General features: G+C 64.7%; 13 protein-coding genes and 2 riboswitches. Of the genes, 3 read left to right on the plus strand and 10 right to left on the minus strand.

The genetic code is table 11. The features are described from left to right. The first annotated feature begins 21 nt into the window (after positions 1 to 21). Entirely contained in the window at positions 22 to 504 is a 483-nt protein-coding gene (locus FEF27_RS06945) for a hypothetical protein (RefSeq protein ID WP_138170126.1), read from the plus strand. A gap of 203 nt (positions 505 to 707) precedes the next feature. On the opposite strand, the gene FEF27_RS06950 is transcribed toward FEF27_RS06945, so the two are convergent. Continuing rightward, complete coding sequence (locus tag FEF27_RS06950; RefSeq protein ID WP_166429945.1) at positions 708 to 1,928, minus strand: sensor histidine kinase; 1,221 nt, start codon at positions 1,926 to 1,928, stop codon at positions 708 to 710. Positions 1,929 to 2,024: 96 nt separating this feature from the next. Between FEF27_RS06950 and FEF27_RS06955 the strand changes: the two genes are divergently transcribed. Continuing rightward, complete coding sequence (locus tag FEF27_RS06955; RefSeq protein WP_138170128.1) at positions 2,025 to 2,756, plus strand: response regulator; 732 nt, start codon at positions 2,025 to 2,027, stop codon at positions 2,754 to 2,756. A gap of 38 nt (positions 2,757 to 2,794) precedes the next feature. Continuing rightward, the gene (locus FEF27_RS06960) at positions 2,795 to 4,033 is read left to right on the plus strand and encodes an acyl-CoA dehydrogenase family protein (protein WP_138170129.1); all 1,239 of its coding nucleotides are present in this window, start codon (positions 2,795 to 2,797) and stop codon (positions 4,031 to 4,033) included. 15 nt (positions 4,034 to 4,048) lie between these two features. On the opposite strand, the gene gcvT is transcribed toward FEF27_RS06960, so the two are convergent. The 9 genes from gcvT to FEF27_RS07005 form a co-directional block, all read right to left on the minus strand. Then, a complete protein-coding gene (gcvT, locus tag FEF27_RS06965) occupies positions 4,049 to 5,182 on the minus strand; it encodes a glycine cleavage system aminomethyltransferase GcvT (RefSeq protein ID WP_138170130.1) in 1,134 nt (377 codons plus the stop codon). Beyond that, positions 5,182 to 8,052, minus strand: a complete 2,871-nt coding sequence (gcvP, locus tag FEF27_RS06970; RefSeq protein ID WP_138170131.1) for an aminomethyl-transferring glycine dehydrogenase — start codon at positions 8,050 to 8,052, stop codon at positions 5,182 to 5,184. Before gcvP ends, gcvT begins: the two co-directional genes overlap by 1 nt. Positions 8,053 to 8,098: 46 nt before the next feature. Continuing rightward, positions 8,099 to 8,183: riboswitch (glycine riboswitch) on the minus strand. Positions 8,184 to 8,187: 4 nt separating this feature from the next. After that, a riboswitch (glycine riboswitch) is annotated at positions 8,188 to 8,290 on the minus strand. Positions 8,291 to 8,396: 106 nt separating this feature from the next. Further along, positions 8,397 to 8,840, minus strand: coding sequence for a hypothetical protein (locus FEF27_RS06975; RefSeq protein WP_166429946.1), 444 nt, complete (start codon positions 8,838 to 8,840; stop codon positions 8,397 to 8,399). Between the two features lie 28 nt (positions 8,841 to 8,868). Continuing rightward, positions 8,869 to 9,666: an MFS transporter gene (locus tag FEF27_RS06980; RefSeq protein ID WP_138170133.1), complete on the minus strand. Its 798-nt coding sequence runs from the start codon at positions 9,664 to 9,666 to the stop codon at positions 8,869 to 8,871. A gap of 234 nt (positions 9,667 to 9,900) precedes the next feature. Next, positions 9,901 to 11,886: a serine hydrolase gene (locus FEF27_RS06985; RefSeq protein ID WP_138170134.1), complete on the minus strand. Its 1,986-nt coding sequence runs from the start codon at positions 11,884 to 11,886 to the stop codon at positions 9,901 to 9,903. Between the two features lie 22 nt (positions 11,887 to 11,908). After that, on the minus strand, positions 11,909 to 12,187 hold the full coding sequence (locus FEF27_RS06990; protein WP_138170135.1) for a metal-sensitive transcriptional regulator: 279 nt from the start codon (positions 12,185 to 12,187) through the stop codon (positions 11,909 to 11,911). After that, positions 12,174 to 13,097, minus strand: coding sequence for a sulfite exporter TauE/SafE family protein (locus FEF27_RS06995; protein WP_138170136.1), 924 nt, complete (start codon positions 13,095 to 13,097; stop codon positions 12,174 to 12,176). The genes FEF27_RS06990 and FEF27_RS06995 overlap by 14 nt, the downstream gene beginning before the upstream one ends. Next, complete coding sequence (locus tag FEF27_RS07000) at positions 13,094 to 13,726, minus strand: rhodanese-like domain-containing protein (protein ID WP_138170137.1); 633 nt, start codon at positions 13,724 to 13,726, stop codon at positions 13,094 to 13,096. The genes FEF27_RS06995 and FEF27_RS07000 overlap by 4 nt, the downstream gene beginning before the upstream one ends. A 76-nt stretch (positions 13,727 to 13,802) precedes the next feature. Further along, positions 13,803 to 15,194, minus strand: coding sequence for an MBL fold metallo-hydrolase (locus FEF27_RS07005; RefSeq protein WP_138170138.1), 1,392 nt, complete (start codon positions 15,192 to 15,194; stop codon positions 13,803 to 13,805). Between the last annotated feature and the right edge of the window lie 18 nt (positions 15,195 to 15,212).

The following is a 15,212-nucleotide window of genomic DNA, read 5'->3' on the forward strand; positions in this document are numbered from 1 at the left end:
CCGCGATAACCGAGGAGAACCATGACCACTCCAGCTCCGGAAAAAGCCGCAGGACGACGACGCCGAGCCACCTCCTCGACAGCGGCATCCCGACCCCGCCTGCGCCTGGGCGCTGTGGGCTGGACGGTCTCCTGGCTGGTGCCCACCGCACTCATGGGAGCAATCCTGCTGGGATTGTCGTTCCTGCCAGGATTGGACGGCGAGGGATACCTGAGTCCGCTGATTCCGCTGCTCGCCGCAGCAGCCGTAGTGGTCGGCATTCCCGGGACACTGCTGGTCAGCTGGTTGCTGCGCCACCACGTCAACCCGGTGGCGCATGTGCTGGGTTACGTGCTGGTGGGGCTCTTCTACGGGCCGGTCGTGCTCTTCGCCGGCGCGGAGGGGCTGATGCCCATGCTGATTCCGATCATCGGCTTCCCCGCCGGCGTGCTGCTGGGGCTGGGCCGGTGGTTGGCTCAGCCGCTGACCAGCCTCGAGCCCGCCCGGGGGAATGCCGCCGCTTGATGGAGGGCTCGGGCGGTGCCGTTCTCACCGCCCGAGCCACAGGTCGGATGAGCCAATTCCGGAGTCGTTGCACCAGCACTCCAGGTGCTCGAAATCCCACCTGATTGTGAACGCACCTGAAGTGCGCCGCACCCATAGATTCTGTGCGCTGTGCAGCCACGTGCCTAGTCAACTTTCGTCTAGACATGTCAGCGCGCTGCAGTTCACGACTGCTTCATACCGCTGACACAGACGCGCCAGCGGCCGGCGTCATCATAACCAGTCTGGGTCACGCCCCCGAAAGCTGCGGCGCGGTCGCGCACGCCAATCAGTCCTGCCCGTGAGGCCGCCCACTCTGGTCTGCTGTGCTCAGCAGCCACCACAGTGTTGGTCACCCGCATATTGACGTGCTCCTGGTCCACCTCGATCTCAATCCAGCATTCAGCCCCGCGGCCGGCGAACTTCGCCACGTTGGTGGTGCACTCCTGCAGCATGCGGTAGAGCGCTGAGCTCACCGAACGAGACAACGCAGCCAGCTCCCCCTGGATGCTGCACTGAACCGTCACCCCCAGGCGCTCCAGCTGCTCGGCAAAAACTGTGACTCCACTGCGGACATCCAGTGCGCTGGCAGCACCCAACTGACCGCTTGCAGTACTGTCCTGGATGAGGTCCTCCTCTTTGAGAACCTCCAGCACACGGCGGAGATCGTTCAGCGCTGCTCGCGACGAATTGCCGATCACCTCGAGTGCCTCACGGTAGGCCTCCAGCGTGTCCTTCATCTGCGCAGCCCGGGACTGCATGGCAATGATGGTGATGTCATGAGCCACGATGTCGTGAAGGTCCCGGGCAATGGAGCGTCGCTCGGCGGTCTTGGCAGCCTCATGACGCTGCTCGGCGACTTCAAGATCCTGAGCGGATTGCAGCCGGTCGTGAGTGGCCCGCCGGAATGAAGATCCGATCCCATAAGCTACAAACAACCCGCTGCTGACCCCGATGAGCGCCAAGCCGGTGACCGCCGGATCGTTCAGTGTGGCGGCGTAGGCCACCCCCCAGATCAGCATCACTGCAAGGGTGCTGCGCCGGAAAGGCGCAGTCGTGGTCAGCGCAGCCAGTCCCGTCAGCAGCAGAGCCAGCAGCACCGAGTAGGCGCCGCTATCAACAAAGAGCGCCAGCACCAGTACCGCAGCTCCTGCGGCGACCGCGAGCGTGACGCTGGTCCAGAGCAGTATTACGCAGCCCACAGCGATCAGACCTGCAATGGCCAGGGCTGCGGAGAACTCGTCGCTGACGAAAACGTCGTAGAGGACGTCGACCCCGAAAGCGAGCCCGAAGCCGAGGGTCACCACTACCAGCAACCATCTGTCGAGTGCTCGGCTGAACCAATATCCTCCCGCTTCAAACTCCTCGGCGATGGTCGGAACAGAACCCTGAGCTGGTGAGGACATGCAGGCAAGTCTAGAGACTCTCCACGAGTCACCCCGGCAGCTGCTGTGCGGGGGACGCTCAGGGGATTCCCGGTGGCGTGGCATAGCATGGTGATCATGCCCCAAACTGCCCACAGCCCTGAGACAGTTCCGGCTCAGTCAGCAGCGCACCGGCAGGATAATGTGCGGGTCCTGATCTGTGATGACCACCCCATCATGTCAAAGGCTCTGCGCACCTATGTGGATTCAGCCCCCGGCCTGGAATGCGTCGGAGAAGCCCGAGATGGTGAGACGGCGGTGGAGATGTCTGGCCAATTGGACCCCGACATCGTCCTGATGGATCTGCACATGCCCACCATGAGCGGCATCGAGGCCACTCGCCTGATACGGGAGAAGTTCTCCGACATTTCAGTGCTGGCCGTGACCACCTTCTCCACCGAGCTGTATGTGATTCCGGCACTGCGGGCCGGCGCTGGCGGGTACTTCCTGAAAGATTCAGAACCTGACCAGATCATCGAGGCCATCCGCGAGGTGCACGAGGGCGCAGCGGTGTTCTCCCCCTCAGTGGCCCGGCAGCTGCTGGTAGCGGTGAAGAACGCGCCCGCCCAGGTAGCCACAGCACTGCAGAGGTTCCCGGAGGCTCCGCATATTCCGGCTCGCGAGCTTCAGGGCTTGGAGCTGCTGGCCACCGGCTGCTCCAATGCTGAAATCGCCGAGAAAATGATGGTTTCCGAGGCCACTGTGAAGGTATACATGGGCAGGCTCATGCAACGCCTGGACGTGCGGGACCGGGTCCAGCTGCTGATCCGGGGCGTGGAGCTGGGCCTGGTGGAGCCTTCGCTGAGCTGATTCGAGCAACGATGTGACCCTCCGGTAACATGTGCGGTATGACACATGCGCCGGATCCTGCGACTGACCCTGACTACAACCTTGCCGCGCCTCTTGACCTGGACTACTACGGCGTTTTTGCAGATCTCCCAGAGGCTGACAAGCGGTGGTGGAGCACGGCACGCCGGTTCGGTGAGGGGCTCGAGGCGCGAATGACCCAGCATTGGGAAAAAGCCGAGTACCCGGTGGATCTGCTGCGGCAGGCAGGCTCTCTGGGCTTGTTCACTGACGGCGTCGATGTCTCAGATCTCGGCATCGAGACCCTCTCTCCGATGGCCGCCGGCCTCGTCAACATGGAAACTTCCCGCATCGACGGATCTCTGAGCACTGCGCTGGCGGTCCAGGGCGGGCTGGCGCTGCGCACCCTGGCGCTGTTCGGCTCGGCAGCCCAAAGGCAGGAGCACCTGGCCAAGCTCGCCTCCTGCGAAACCCTGGGCGCGTTCGCGCTGACTGAGCCCACCCACGGCTCCGATTCGGTCTCCTTGGAGACCACCGCCGAACTCCACGGTGATGAGGAGACCGGCCGGTACGTACTCAACGGCGCGAAGAAGTGGATCGGCAACGGGGCCTCCGGGGGGATCACGCTCACCTGGGCCCGGGTGCTCGGCGGCGAGCATGACGGCAATGTGCGCTGCTTTCTGGTCCCCCAGGAGACCCCCGGCTACCGTGCGCAGGTCATTGAGCACAAGGCCTCACTGCGGGCCATTCACCAGGCACTGATCCAATATGACAACGTGGAGCTGCCCGCCACTGCCGTCCTGCCACTGTCGAAGACCTTCAAGGATGCCGCCACCGTCCTGTTCGCCACCCGGCTCGGTGTGGCCTGGTCGGCGGTGGGGCATGCCGCGGCGTGTGTTGAGGCCGCCCTGACCTACGCGCAGCAGCGCAGACAGTTCTCCAAGCCGATTGGTGCCCACCAGCTGGTGCAGGAGCGGCTGGCCTTCATGGTCTCGGAGCTGACCAGCATGCAGCTGCACGCCAAGCAGGTCACCGAGCTCGACGCCGCCGGCCGGCTCTCCGGGCCGCAAGCGTCGATGGCCAAGCTCCACAACACCCGCAAGGCGCGGCAGATCGCGCAGGTGGCCCGGGACATGCTGGGCGGGAACGGGATTCTGCTCAGCAATAAAGTCGCACGGCATATGGCGGATATAGAGTCCGCCCACACCTATGAGGGAACCGAATCGGTGCAGTCACTCATTATCGGTCGCGACCTCACCGGATTCTCCGCTTTCGCCTAGACCACAACCCGTTGATCAGGAACTGCTGCCCTGCCGCTTGTAGAACGGTGGTTTGACGACCTTGAACGGAATGGGCTTGCCCCGTACATCGACCTGGACCTCCGTGCCCGGCTCCGTGTACGCCACATCGACGTATCCCATAGCGATGGCATAGCCGAGCGTGGGGCTGGGCGCCCCTGATGTCACTTCTCCGATCGGGGTCCCCTCCTGATTCTGGATCACGTGGCCGGTGCGGGCGGCCCGCTTCCCGGCCGCCTTCAGACCCACCAAGCGCTGGCCGGTGGTGCGGCCGAGGCCTTCGGCCTTCGCCTGCTCCAGCGCAGCTCGGCCCACGAAGTTCTCCTCCTTGGAGAAGGCCACCACCGGCAGTCCGGCCTCCTGGGGCTTACGCGAGGTGGTCAGCTCGTTGCCGTAGAGCGGCATGCCAGCCTCCAGGCGCAGCGAGTCCCGGCAGGCCAGGCCGCAGGGAGTCAGCCCGAAATCGGCGCCGCCCTCCAGCAGGGCGCGCCACAGCGCGCCAGCCTTGTCATTGGGCAAGTAGAGTTCAAACCCGTCCTCCCCGGTGTATCCGGTGCGGGCGAGCAGAATCTGCTGACCACCGATGGTGACAGTGGTATGGGCGTAGTAGGAGACACCGTCCACCAGCTCGACCTCATCAGCTCGCACCATGGAGCGCAGAATCGCCGCGCTGGCCGGGCCCTGCACAGCAATCAGGCTGATGCCTTCGGATTCGTCCCAGACCTCAACGTCGAACCCAGCCGCTCGGTCTGTCAGCGCTGCCGCCACCGTTTCCCGGTTGCCGGCATTGGGAATCACCAGATACTCCTGCTCACCCATCCGGTAGGTGATCAGGTCATCGATGATCCCACCCTCCGGGGTGCAGATCAGCGAATACTTGGCCTTGCCTGGCTCGATGTTCGCCAGATTGCCCACCAGAGCGGTGTTGAGGAAGGTGGCGGCGTCGGGCCCGACTACCCGCACCTCTCCCATATGAGAGAGGTCAAACATGCCAGCCGTGCTGCGCACCGCGCGGTGCTCTTCCAGCTCGGAGGTGTACTTCAGCGGCATGTGCCAGCCCCCGAAGTCCGTGAACGAGGCGCCCAACGCCTCATGTTCAGCAGCCAGGGCGGTCTTCTTCAATTCCGTCATCAGTTCACCTCAAACGCTTCGGGGGGCGGGCAGGAGCAGACCAGATTGCGGTCCCCATGGGGGCCGTCGATCCGGCTCACCGGTGGGAAGTACTTGTCCTGCCGCAGTTCCGGCACCGGGAATGCGCCCTGCTCCCTGGAGTAGGGGCGGTTCCACTCCTCAGCGGCCACCACTGCTGCCGGGTGGGGCGCGTGGCGCACTGGTGAGTCGGCGACGTCGTGCTCGCCGTCAATGACCTGCTGGATCTCGGCGCGCACGGCGATCATCGCCTGGATGAACCGCTCGATCTCCTCCAGATCCTCCGACTCAGTCGGTTCCACCATCAGCGTCCCGGCCACTGGGAAAGCCAGCGTGGGAGCGTGGAAACCGTAGTCAATCAGACGTTTGCAGACATCTTCGGCGGTGATACCGCTGGCCTTGGTGAGTTCGCGCAGATCCAGGATGCACTCATGGGCGACCAGTCCGTTCTCACCGGTGTAGAGGGTCGGGAAGTGGTCGGCCAGCCGTCGGGAAATGTAGTTGGCGCTGAGCAGGGCGTGGGCGGTGGCGCTGGTGAGGCCTTCGGCCCCCATCATGGCGAGATACGCCCAGCTGATGGGCAGCACGCCCGCCGAGCCATACGCCGTGGCAGTGACCGGGGCGTGGCCAGCGGGGTCCTCCGGGTGTCCGGGCAGGAAGGGCAGCAGGTGCTCAGCCACCGCGACCGGGCCTACACCGGGGCCGCCGCCTCCGTGCGGGATGCAGAAGGTCTTGTGCAGGTTCAGGTGAGAGACGTCGCCGCCGAATTCTCCCGGCTGGGCCAGTCCCACCAGGGCGTTGAGATTGGCCCCGTCGATGTAGACCTGACCGCCAGCCTGGTGGACCTTGTGGTACACCTGCCGCACGTCAGCCTCGTAGACACCGTGGGTGGAGGGGTAGGTAATCATGATCGCGGCGATGCGCCCGGGGTACTGTTCGATCTTCGCGTCAAGATCAGCCAGGTCGATCGTGCCGTCTTCCGCGGTGGCGACCACTGCGACCTGCAGACCGGCCAGGACTGCGGAGGAGGCGTTGGTGCCGTGTGCTGAGGCGGGGATCAGACAGATATCCCGGGCGGAGTCACCCTTGGAGAGGTGGTATTCGTGGATGGCCAGCAGCCCGGCGTACTCTCCCTGGGACCCGGCATTGGGCTGAATGGAGACCCCGGCATATCCGGTGATCTCGGTCAGCCGCTGCTCCAGATCCGTGATCAGGCCGCGCCAGCCCTCGGTCTGGTGCTCAGGTGCATAGGGGTGGATCCCGGCGAACTCCGGCCAGGAGATGGCCTCCATCTCAGTGGCAGCATTGAGCTTCATCGTGCAGGAGCCCAAGGGGATCATCGTCCGGTCCAGAGCGAGGTCCCGGTCGCCCAGGCGCCGCAGGTAACGCATCATCTGCGTCTCAGACCGCACGGAGTGGAAGATGGGGTGGGTCATGAACTCGCTGGTGCGCACCAGGGTGTCGCTGAAGGCGTACTCGCCCTCAAACTCGACGCCGTCGTAGAGGTCAGCGGCTTGGCTGGGCTTTTCCACCAGGCCGAAGGCGTAGGCCAGCAGGTACATTTCACGGGTGGTGGTGGTCTCGTCAGTGCTCACCCCCACGGTGGTGTCATTGACGCGGCGCAGGTTGATGCCGGCGGATTCCGCTTTGGTGACCAGTTCCTGGGCTTGCTGGGCAGAGTCGCAGCGGACCTGCACAGTGTCGAAGAAGGACTCGGTGACCAATTGCCATCCGGCCCCGCGCAGCACCTCGGCGAGGGCCCGGGCCTGATTGTGGGCGCGCTCTGCGATCCGGGTCAGCCCCTCTGGGCCGTGATAGATCCCGTACATGGAGGCGACCACGGCCAGCAGCGCCTGCGCGGTGCAAATATTGGAGGTGGCTTTCTCGCGGCGGATGTGCTGCTCACGTGTCTGCAGGGCAAGCCGGTAGGCGGGGCGCTGCTCGGCGTCTTTGGAGACCCCGACCAGGCGTCCGGGGAGCTGGCGCTGCAGCCCGGATTTCACTGCCATGTAGGCCGCATGTGGACCGCCGAAGAACAGGGGCACCCCGAAGCGCTGCGAGCTGCCGACAGCGATGTCAGCACCCTGCTCCCCCGGTGAGGTCATGAGGGTAAGCGCCAGCAGGTCAGCGGCGATGCTGACCAGCCCGCCGCGCTCCTTCGCCTCGGCGATGACCGCGCTGTGGTCGACCACAGCCCCGGAGTTGCCCGGCTGCTGCAGCACCAGTCCGCAGAGCTCGCCTTCCGGCAGGCCCTCAGTGAGGTCGGCGAACTGCAGCTCAATGCCGACCGCCTGGGCGCGCCCTTCTATGACCGCGCGGGTCTGCGGGAAGATATCAGCGTCGACGACAATTTTGGCTTTGGCGTGCTTCTTGTTCGACCGGCGCATCAGCAGGATCGCTTCCGCCACTGCGGAAGCCTCATCCAGCAGGGACGCGTTGGCGAGGTCCAGCCCGGTGAGGTCGGCCACCATCGTTTGGAAGTTCAGCAGCGCCTCCAACCGGCCCTGGCTGATCTCCGGCTGATAGGGAGTGTAGGCGGTGTACCAGGCGGGGTTCTCCAGCACATTGCGCAGGATCACGCTGGGGGTGTGTGTGCCGTAGTAACCCTGGCCGATCATCTGTGTCTTCACCTGGTTCTGGCCCGCATACCGGCGGAGGGCGGCGAGCGCCTCGGATTCAGACAGTGCTGGTGGCAGGTTCAGCGGTGCTTGCTGCCGGATGCCCCCGGGGACCGCGGAGTCAACGAGATCCTCCACGGAGTCGTAACCGAGAGTGCTCAGCATGGTCTCCGCTGTGGCGTCAGTAGGACCCATATGCCGGGAGGCGAATCCAGCGGGTATTGAGTAAGTCATAGGCTCAACCTTACGGGCAGGGGATGAAACAGGTCAGTGCCCCTTGCTCTGTGATCAAACCTGAGAGATTCGCCGGAGTTACCGGTTTGCACCTTCGGTGAGGGAGGGTGAGCCTCCGCTGCTTTCCAGAGTCGCCACCCCGCTGCGGTCCCGCCTGGCCTGAGAGATTCGGAGGGGGTTCCTTGCTCCTTCGGCGCCGAACGGTCAGTGACCGGACGAACTCTCCCGCATCAGGGACGTGGCCTGTATTCAGTTGGTCCTATTTTGCCACATCTCGGCCAACCCGCAGGCGGGTCGCCACTGAACATAGCCCCGACGCCGCGGCAACTGTCATGACGACCCCTCTACTGTGGGTCAGTCTGGTGGAAGCGCTGCCTGTTGCGGAAGAGGAAGAGGACCACACAGCTGCTGAATAAGAAGAAGCTGATCGCGGCCACTGCTCTCAGGTGCGCGGCAAACGGAAGCTCAATGGCCGCCCACCAGATCGACAGTGCGGTGGCCGCGAACGTCGCCAACCAACCGGCCACCCCGACCCCGAGCGCGGCGTTGCGCGCGATCGTTGCCGGAGTGGAGAAGTCCGCCCAGATGGCGAAGTTCAACACCGTGTAGATGCTCACCGCCACGGCGTAGAGCAAGGGCATCCCCAGAGTTGGCGGTGCCTGCGGCATGGTCAGCGCATGGAACATGTAGCTGAGCTGGACGAGAGCGAAGAGCCCGAAGGCCCCACCCAGCAGCACGACTAACGGCAGCGTTCGGTAAAGAATTCCGGCGAAGAGGGCGGCGAGCACGTGCGCGATACCGATAGCCCAGAGCGTTTCAGACTCCGCAGAGCCCCATGCGAACCTGAGGTAAATAGGCGTATCGATAATGCGTATGAACCCCAAGCTGTCGACGAAGTAGACACCGAACATGAGTGCCAGGCAGAGTATGAACGCAGTTCTCGGCCACCCGCGCACACCTTGACGCACAAAGCGCCCGGGACCGTAACTGTCCAGGCGGTGCTGTCGCGCCAGGGAAGCCGTCACTGGCCATGGGATAAAAGGCAAGGACCAGCAGACCCACCGTGCTGGGAATCATGAACCACACCATCTGCGCGGCAAACTGGTCGATACGCCAATCGGAGGCGAACACCGCAGCAGGTAGGAACGCGGCCGAGGTCACCGCCGCCGCGACAATGCCGCGGTGGCGGATGGGGACGAGGTCGCAGGTCAGCCCGAACAGGCACGGGACTCCAAGACCCAAACCTATCGAGGCAAGTACGATCCACACGGTCAATTCCGTCTGACTGCGGAGCAGGGGAGCCACCAGGGTCAATGCCGTCTGCAGTACCGCCACGGCAGCCAGCAACTGCAGTTTGAATTTGAAGCTTTCACTCCAGCGCCGACGATGCATCACTAGCCCTGTCCCCAGCGCCACCACCAAAGTGACACCTGCTAAGAGTGCCATCGCCTGTGCAATTCTCCCCGCCGGCAGCTCAAGGACACGTGAACCCAGATCCACCACGCCGAGCTGGATGAAGGTGAGATTGTAGAAATACCCCGCTGAGGCCAGGGCCACGAAGAGGCCGATTCCCACCCAGGAAACCCACCTGCTCTCTGCCGCGTGCTCGCTCATACCATCACGGCTCCGAACTCGGCGCGACTCCTCGCCCACAGCGGCCGGGGAACGCCGGGGTCACAGCCAGGACGGCGCGCACTAGGAGCGGAGCGGTTGCGGGAAGAATCGTCTCCCCCGGGAAGGGACCTTGACACTGTGAGTCCTCCCCCACCTCGCGCCAGAGAGCCTCAATGCTCATGGTAAGGGCCTGCCGCGTATGGACGAAGGACTATGGGCCCGCGTGGGCCGCCCTCACGTCACTCGCTCGCGTGCGGGTTGATCTGTTCGCCCGGCTGCGCCCGGCAAGGCGCGGTAGACTCCCAGCCCCAGTGCCCCTAACCGCTGCGCCGGGCTCAATGTGCTGTTCTGTCCGGCCGCACTCAGGTGTGGAAGGTGGGCCGCGGCCACGGCAAGGCTGGTTCCCGCTCCCACCGGGTCCTGGCGTGTGATGAGCACGGAGGTCCAGCCGCGCACTGCGGGGGTGGCACGCAGCTCCAGTCCGGAGACGCTCCACTGCGGCACGCGGCGGGGTCCATAGCCAGGCAGTCCGTAGGCGAGCCCGGTGGGTTCGAAGACTCCGGCCATCCAGCCCAGCACCTGCTCGGCTGCCGTGTGGCTGATTCCCGTTGCTGGGCGCTGCGGCGGGTGCGGAGCCGACGACGCCGCCGGGTTCTGCAGGCCCCCCGCCTGCGCCAGGGCGGTCAGCAGGGTGACCAGGTCCCCCGGGGAGCTGCGCCCAGTGAGCAGATCACCGGTGGCGTCATGGACGTCCTCCTCCGCAGTGATGACGGTCCGCTCCAGCGTCTGAAGCGACTGTGAAACTCTGCCGATGACCTCCTCTGCTGCGGCAGGCAGATCCATGCGCCGGCGCTTCAGCGTTCGCCGCAGCGCCAACGCGGCTGAGGCATCTGAGGTGGCGATCACCAGAGCGAGCGCGTCAGCCAAGCACAGAGTCAGCTCACCGGTGTGGGTGCGCAGGGGGCCTACCGCCGCGGCTCTGCGGTCTTCTGCGGTGATCGTCACCGGGTCCCGGAGCAGGACGGGATCCTCGGCTCCGGCCTCGGCGATCGCGAGCGCGGCGAGAAGCTTCCCGGCTCCGCTGAGCGGATGGGCGGTGGCCGGCGCCTCCTCCCCCTGTGGCGGCGTGGACGGTGCCAGCACCTTCCAGCAGTGAGGTATCGGTCCGTGGGTGGTCTCTCCATGGGTGGTCTCTCCATGGGTGGTCTCCAGGTTCTCCGAGCGTTGCGGAGCCAGCGACGGGCTGCTGTGCTGAGTGGGACGCTGTCGCATGTGCCACTGCTCCACTGCTCGGCCGATGCCTGCGAACAGCTCGTAGACGGCTAGGCGTCCGGGGCGACCGGTGGGCAGCTCAGTGGGTATCTGTTCAGCGAACACGGCCACGGCTGCCACTGCCGTGTCCTGCGGGTCCAGCGCGAGTCCCACCTGGGAGAGGCTGCGTAGCCCCCTACCGTTCTTCTCGGCGAATCCCACCGCGGTGGTGAGCGCACCCAGCAGTGGGGTGTGAATCTGCCGCATCAGCGTCACGGCGAACCGGCACAGACTAGGGCTCAAGTGCAGTGCTGCTGCGACGGCGTCGTCGGCTGCGGCCCTGCCGAGAAGTTCCAGCAGCCACGCCTGGTCCCGGGGGGTGGTCACCGTCATCTGGTGGATGCTGTGATGCCAGGCCAGGTCGCCGCTGCGCGGGAAGATCTCGCGGTGCAACGTGGCGTGCATGCCGATCCAGGAGCAATAGTCGTTGACCCACTGCAGGCTGTCTCCGGTGGCTTGCGCGATGGCTTCAAAGACCAGCTGGGTGCAGATATTGTCGGAGCTGATCATCATCTGCCGGAGGTGGTCTTCCAGGCTCAGTTCCACCCCAGGGGCGAGGTTTTTCATGATCCCGGCCTGGACACCCTCCCGCATCTCCTCGGTGATGAGCAACCGCTGGTCCAAATCCACGTCCCCGCGGTGCACCAGCGCCAGGCATGCCAGCAATAAGCTCACCTTGCGGGTGCTGAACGAGGCCACCTGAGCCGCGTCACCCTGGCCGATACTGGCGCGGGTCTGTGGCGCAGCGGCACCCTGCAGGGCTCGGATCTGCCAGTGCACCGCGAAGGGCTGCTGGGCGACCAATTCCGAAACGTGCGAATGCAAGTCACTGAGGCCAGCAGGTGGCGAAGTCCGCTGCGGAGCGGGGCTGGCCGCAGGGTGGCTGGTCGGCGGAGGGCTGTGCACCATTGTCCTACGCTACCGGGACTGCTCAGGACAGTGAGAGGAAAAGCTTTTCGAGTTCCTCGACAGTGAGCCCATCATCAGTCTCTCGGGCGGCTTCTGGGTCGGTGAGACAGTACTGCATGGCGGAGGAGACCACGCTGAAGCCCGCCCGGTCCAGTGCGTGGGAGACTGCCGCTAACTGTGTGACCACATCGCGGCAGTTGCCGCCGGTCTCCACCGCTCGGATCACGGAGTCCAGCTGGCCTCGGGCGCGCTTGAGTCGGTTCAGGATCTTTCGCTGGGTCTCCGGGTCAGCTTCTTTCATGAGGTACTCCTCTCAGGGCGGTCTCCTGGGAAGCTCCCACTTCCTGTGCGGAGGGGGGCGTGCCTGGTGCGTCTGTACCTGTCCGGCGACGCTGCAGGACCTTGACCAGGATCAGGGTGATGACAATGAGAATACCCGTGGTGAGACCGTAGAGGATCGGCAGCTCGTAGAGGAGAACAATCACGCCCATCGCAAGGACCATGTAACCGAAAGCTTTCTTCAGCATCTTGTCAGGCACTTTGGAGCTCACCGCTGAGCCGAGGAGTGCGCCAGCGACGGTCACACCGGTGATGAGCAGCACCGGGCCCCAGTCGATACTTACTGAGGTCAGATATCCGGCCATCCCGGTGAATGACTTCATCGAGATGATCAGCAGTGAGGTTCCGACTGCGGCTGACATGGGCAATCCCCCCAGCAGGACCAGGGCGGGCACTACGAGAAACCCTCCTCCGGCCCCGACCACCCCAGTGACCAGCCCGACAACCAACCCTTCCATGACGATCTTGAGAACGGGAAGTTTGGACCGGTATTTCGGCTCGGAGGGCGCCCGGCGGTCCACGACCATGGCGAGCGCGGTGGCGATCATCATGGCTCCGAAAGCGACCATGAGCACCACGCCAGGCAGTTGGCTGCCCAGGACCCCACCTCCGAAGGCGCCGGTCATACTGGCCGCACCGAACACCAACCCCATGCGCCATCGCACGTTACCGCGCCGCGCGTGTGCCCCGACGCTGATCAGGGCTGTGACCCCGATGATGAACATCGAAGCGGCGATGGCTTCCTGGGGCGGCATTCCGGCCACGTACGTCAGCAGCGGCACTGCCAAGATGGTGCCCCCGCCGCCGAGCAGCCCCAGACTGAGACCGATGCCAATGGCGAGAACGAGCGTGACGAGCAGCGCGGTGCTCACCGGCTTGGTGCTTTCACCTGAATGGCGGAGGGAATCTCTGCCAGGACCTTTTCCACGCTTGGATCGGCGTCCACCCTGTTCCACGGCATCTTCTGCAGTGCTGATGCCATCGCACAGGAGTCGGTGAGAGCGGAGAAGGTCAGACCCGCCCCGACGGCCCCAGCGAGGTAACCGATCTTCGGTGAGATGAGCTTGCTACCGAGGAATCCCGTGAGCACCAGGCTCCCTGCCACCATGCGGACCTGGCGGTCCATGGCCCAACGGTTCTGGCCGCGCCGTGTGTGATGCTGGTGCTCGGCCTCCATGGCGGTGACGCCTCCATTCAGCACCCGGGCGGAGTCCAGGCCGGCGGAGCGCAGGTGCTCTTGAGCCTGTTTGGCGCGGTTGCCGGTCTGGCAGATGAGCACGACCTCCCCGTCGTACTGCCCAGCGAGCCGTTCGCAGTTCTTCTGCAGCAGCTCCAGCGGGACATTGTGGGAGTCCGGCACCCGCAGCGATTCGTACTCGGCAGGTGTGCGTACGTCGAGCAGCAGCGGGGCCTGGGGAGTCCCCAGGCGCTCGGCGAGCTCCGTGGGACTGATGGGCACAGCAGTGCTCTTCGGCGAAGTCTGCGAGGTCACGGTGGTCATAAGAGTCAGTTTCCTTTCACGGATGGGCATGTCTCAGAGCGGGCAGACCGCGGTCTGCCCGCAGTGGCGATGTGGTTCAGCGGCTGTGTGCGTACTCCGACCAGCCGGCGAAGCTGCCTTCGAGTTCGCGAACGTCGTAGCCTTCGCGGCGCAGTGCACTTGCCGCCACCGAGTTGCGGCGGCCGGACTGGCAGTAGGTGACGATAGGACCGCTTTGTGGGAGTTCGTCGAGGTTCCACAGCACTCGCCCGGCACTGAGCTGTTTGGAACCGGGGATGTGGTCCTCGGCGTGCTCTGATCTGTTGCGCACATCGAGCAGCAGGGCGGAATCGAAGTTTTCGAGTTCAGCAGGGCTGATGGTGGCCGGCCGGGTCTGCGGCAGGCCCTCGATGGTGGTGACAAAAGTGGTCACGGCGTCGATGCCGACTCGCATCAGGTGGGCGCGCTGATATTCAGCATCCTCAGCGTCCTCGGCCAGTACGATCATCGGCCGGTCCTCGCGCTCAGGGTCGTAGGCCCAGGCCCCGAAGCTGGCGGGCTTGCCGTCGGCAGGAATGTTCAGGGAGCCGACCACTGTGCCCCGGTGCACTTCAGTGTGAGGCCGGGTGTCGATGAAGACTGCGCGCTCCTCCTCGATGGCCTGCCGAGCTTGGTCGGTGGTCATCTCGGTCAGGGGCTGAAGATTGCCCAACACATGGGGCCCGTCTCGGTTCTCTCGCTTCATTCTTGCGAAGTACGCGTGGGCGTCGGGCTGCCCATCGAGCATCTCGTCGATGAAGCCCTGCTCGTCGTCGCGCTCGAGGTACTGCGACCACCAGGCATTGTGCCTCTCGTAACCCACCGTGGTAGCAGGCAGCGCACCCAGTGACTTGCCGCAGGCGCTGCCTGCGCCGTGGCCGGGGAGCACCAGCACGTAGTCCGGCAGTGTGAGGAACTCGTCCTTCAGGCTCTTGAAGATTTGCTTGGCGCCCTCGAATCGAGTGTCCTGACCGCCTGCAGCCTCGTCCAGCAGATCAGGCCTGCCCAGGTCGCCGGCGAAGATGAAGTCTCCCGAGATCATGTACCCGGGATCGTCGCTGAACGCTCCGTCAGTGACCAGAAAGATGAGGTGCTCAGGTGTGTGGCCGGGAGTGTGGCGGGCCTCAATGCGGATATTGCCCAAGGTGATGACGTCGCCGTGGTGCAGACGGTTGGCCTCGAAGCCGTACTGCCAGTCTGGGCTGCCCTCACCTGAGACGTAGAGCGGAGCGCCGGTGACTGCGGCAATCTCCCGAGTGCCTGAGAGGTAGTCGGCATGGATATGCGTCTCCGCCACGGCGGTGATCCGCATTCCGTGCCGGTGTGCCAAGTCCAGATACTCCTGGACGTCTCGGCGGCCGTCAATGACGATCGCCTCGCCAGTGGCCTGGCAGCCGATGAAGTAGCTGGCCTGGGCTAGGTCTTCGTCATAGATGCGTTCCAACAACATGTGCATGTCCCTTCCATC

Origin of the sequence: Nesterenkonia sphaerica (assembly GCF_005771565.1) — a bacterium.
GTDB classification, from domain to species: domain Bacteria; phylum Actinomycetota; class Actinomycetes; order Actinomycetales; family Micrococcaceae; genus Nesterenkonia; species Nesterenkonia sphaerica.

Excerpts from the sequence above, each read along its gene's own strand:
- FEF27_RS06945 (WP_138170126.1), top strand. The coding sequence starts at position 22 with ATGACCACTCCAGCTCCGGAAAAAGCCGCAGGACGACGACGCCGAGCC.
- FEF27_RS06950 (WP_166429945.1), bottom strand. The coding sequence starts at position 1,928 with ATGTCCTCACCAGCTCAGGGTTCTGTTCCGACCATCGCCGAGGAGTTT.
- FEF27_RS06955 (WP_138170128.1), top strand. The coding sequence starts at position 2,025 with ATGCCCCAAACTGCCCACAGCCCTGAGACAGTTCCGGCTCAGTCAGCA.
- FEF27_RS06960 (WP_138170129.1), top strand. The coding sequence starts at position 2,795 with ATGACACATGCGCCGGATCCTGCGACTGACCCTGACTACAACCTTGCC.
- gcvT (WP_138170130.1), bottom strand. The coding sequence starts at position 5,182 with ATGACGGAATTGAAGAAGACCGCCCTGGCTGCTGAACATGAGGCGTTG.
- gcvP (WP_138170131.1), bottom strand. The coding sequence starts at position 8,052 with ATGACTTACTCAATACCCGCTGGATTCGCCTCCCGGCATATGGGTCCT.
- FEF27_RS06980 (WP_138170133.1), bottom strand. The coding sequence starts at position 9,666 with ATGAGCGAGCACGCGGCAGAGAGCAGGTGGGTTTCCTGGGTGGGAATC.
- FEF27_RS06985 (WP_138170134.1), bottom strand. The coding sequence starts at position 11,886 with ATGGTGCACAGCCCTCCGCCGACCAGCCACCCTGCGGCCAGCCCCGCT.
- FEF27_RS06990 (WP_138170135.1), bottom strand. The coding sequence starts at position 12,187 with ATGAAAGAAGCTGACCCGGAGACCCAGCGAAAGATCCTGAACCGACTC.
- FEF27_RS07000 (WP_138170137.1), bottom strand. The coding sequence starts at position 13,726 with ATGACCACCGTGACCTCGCAGACTTCGCCGAAGAGCACTGCTGTGCCC.
- FEF27_RS07005 (WP_138170138.1), bottom strand. The coding sequence starts at position 15,194 with ATGTTGTTGGAACGCATCTATGACGAAGACCTAGCCCAGGCCAGCTAC.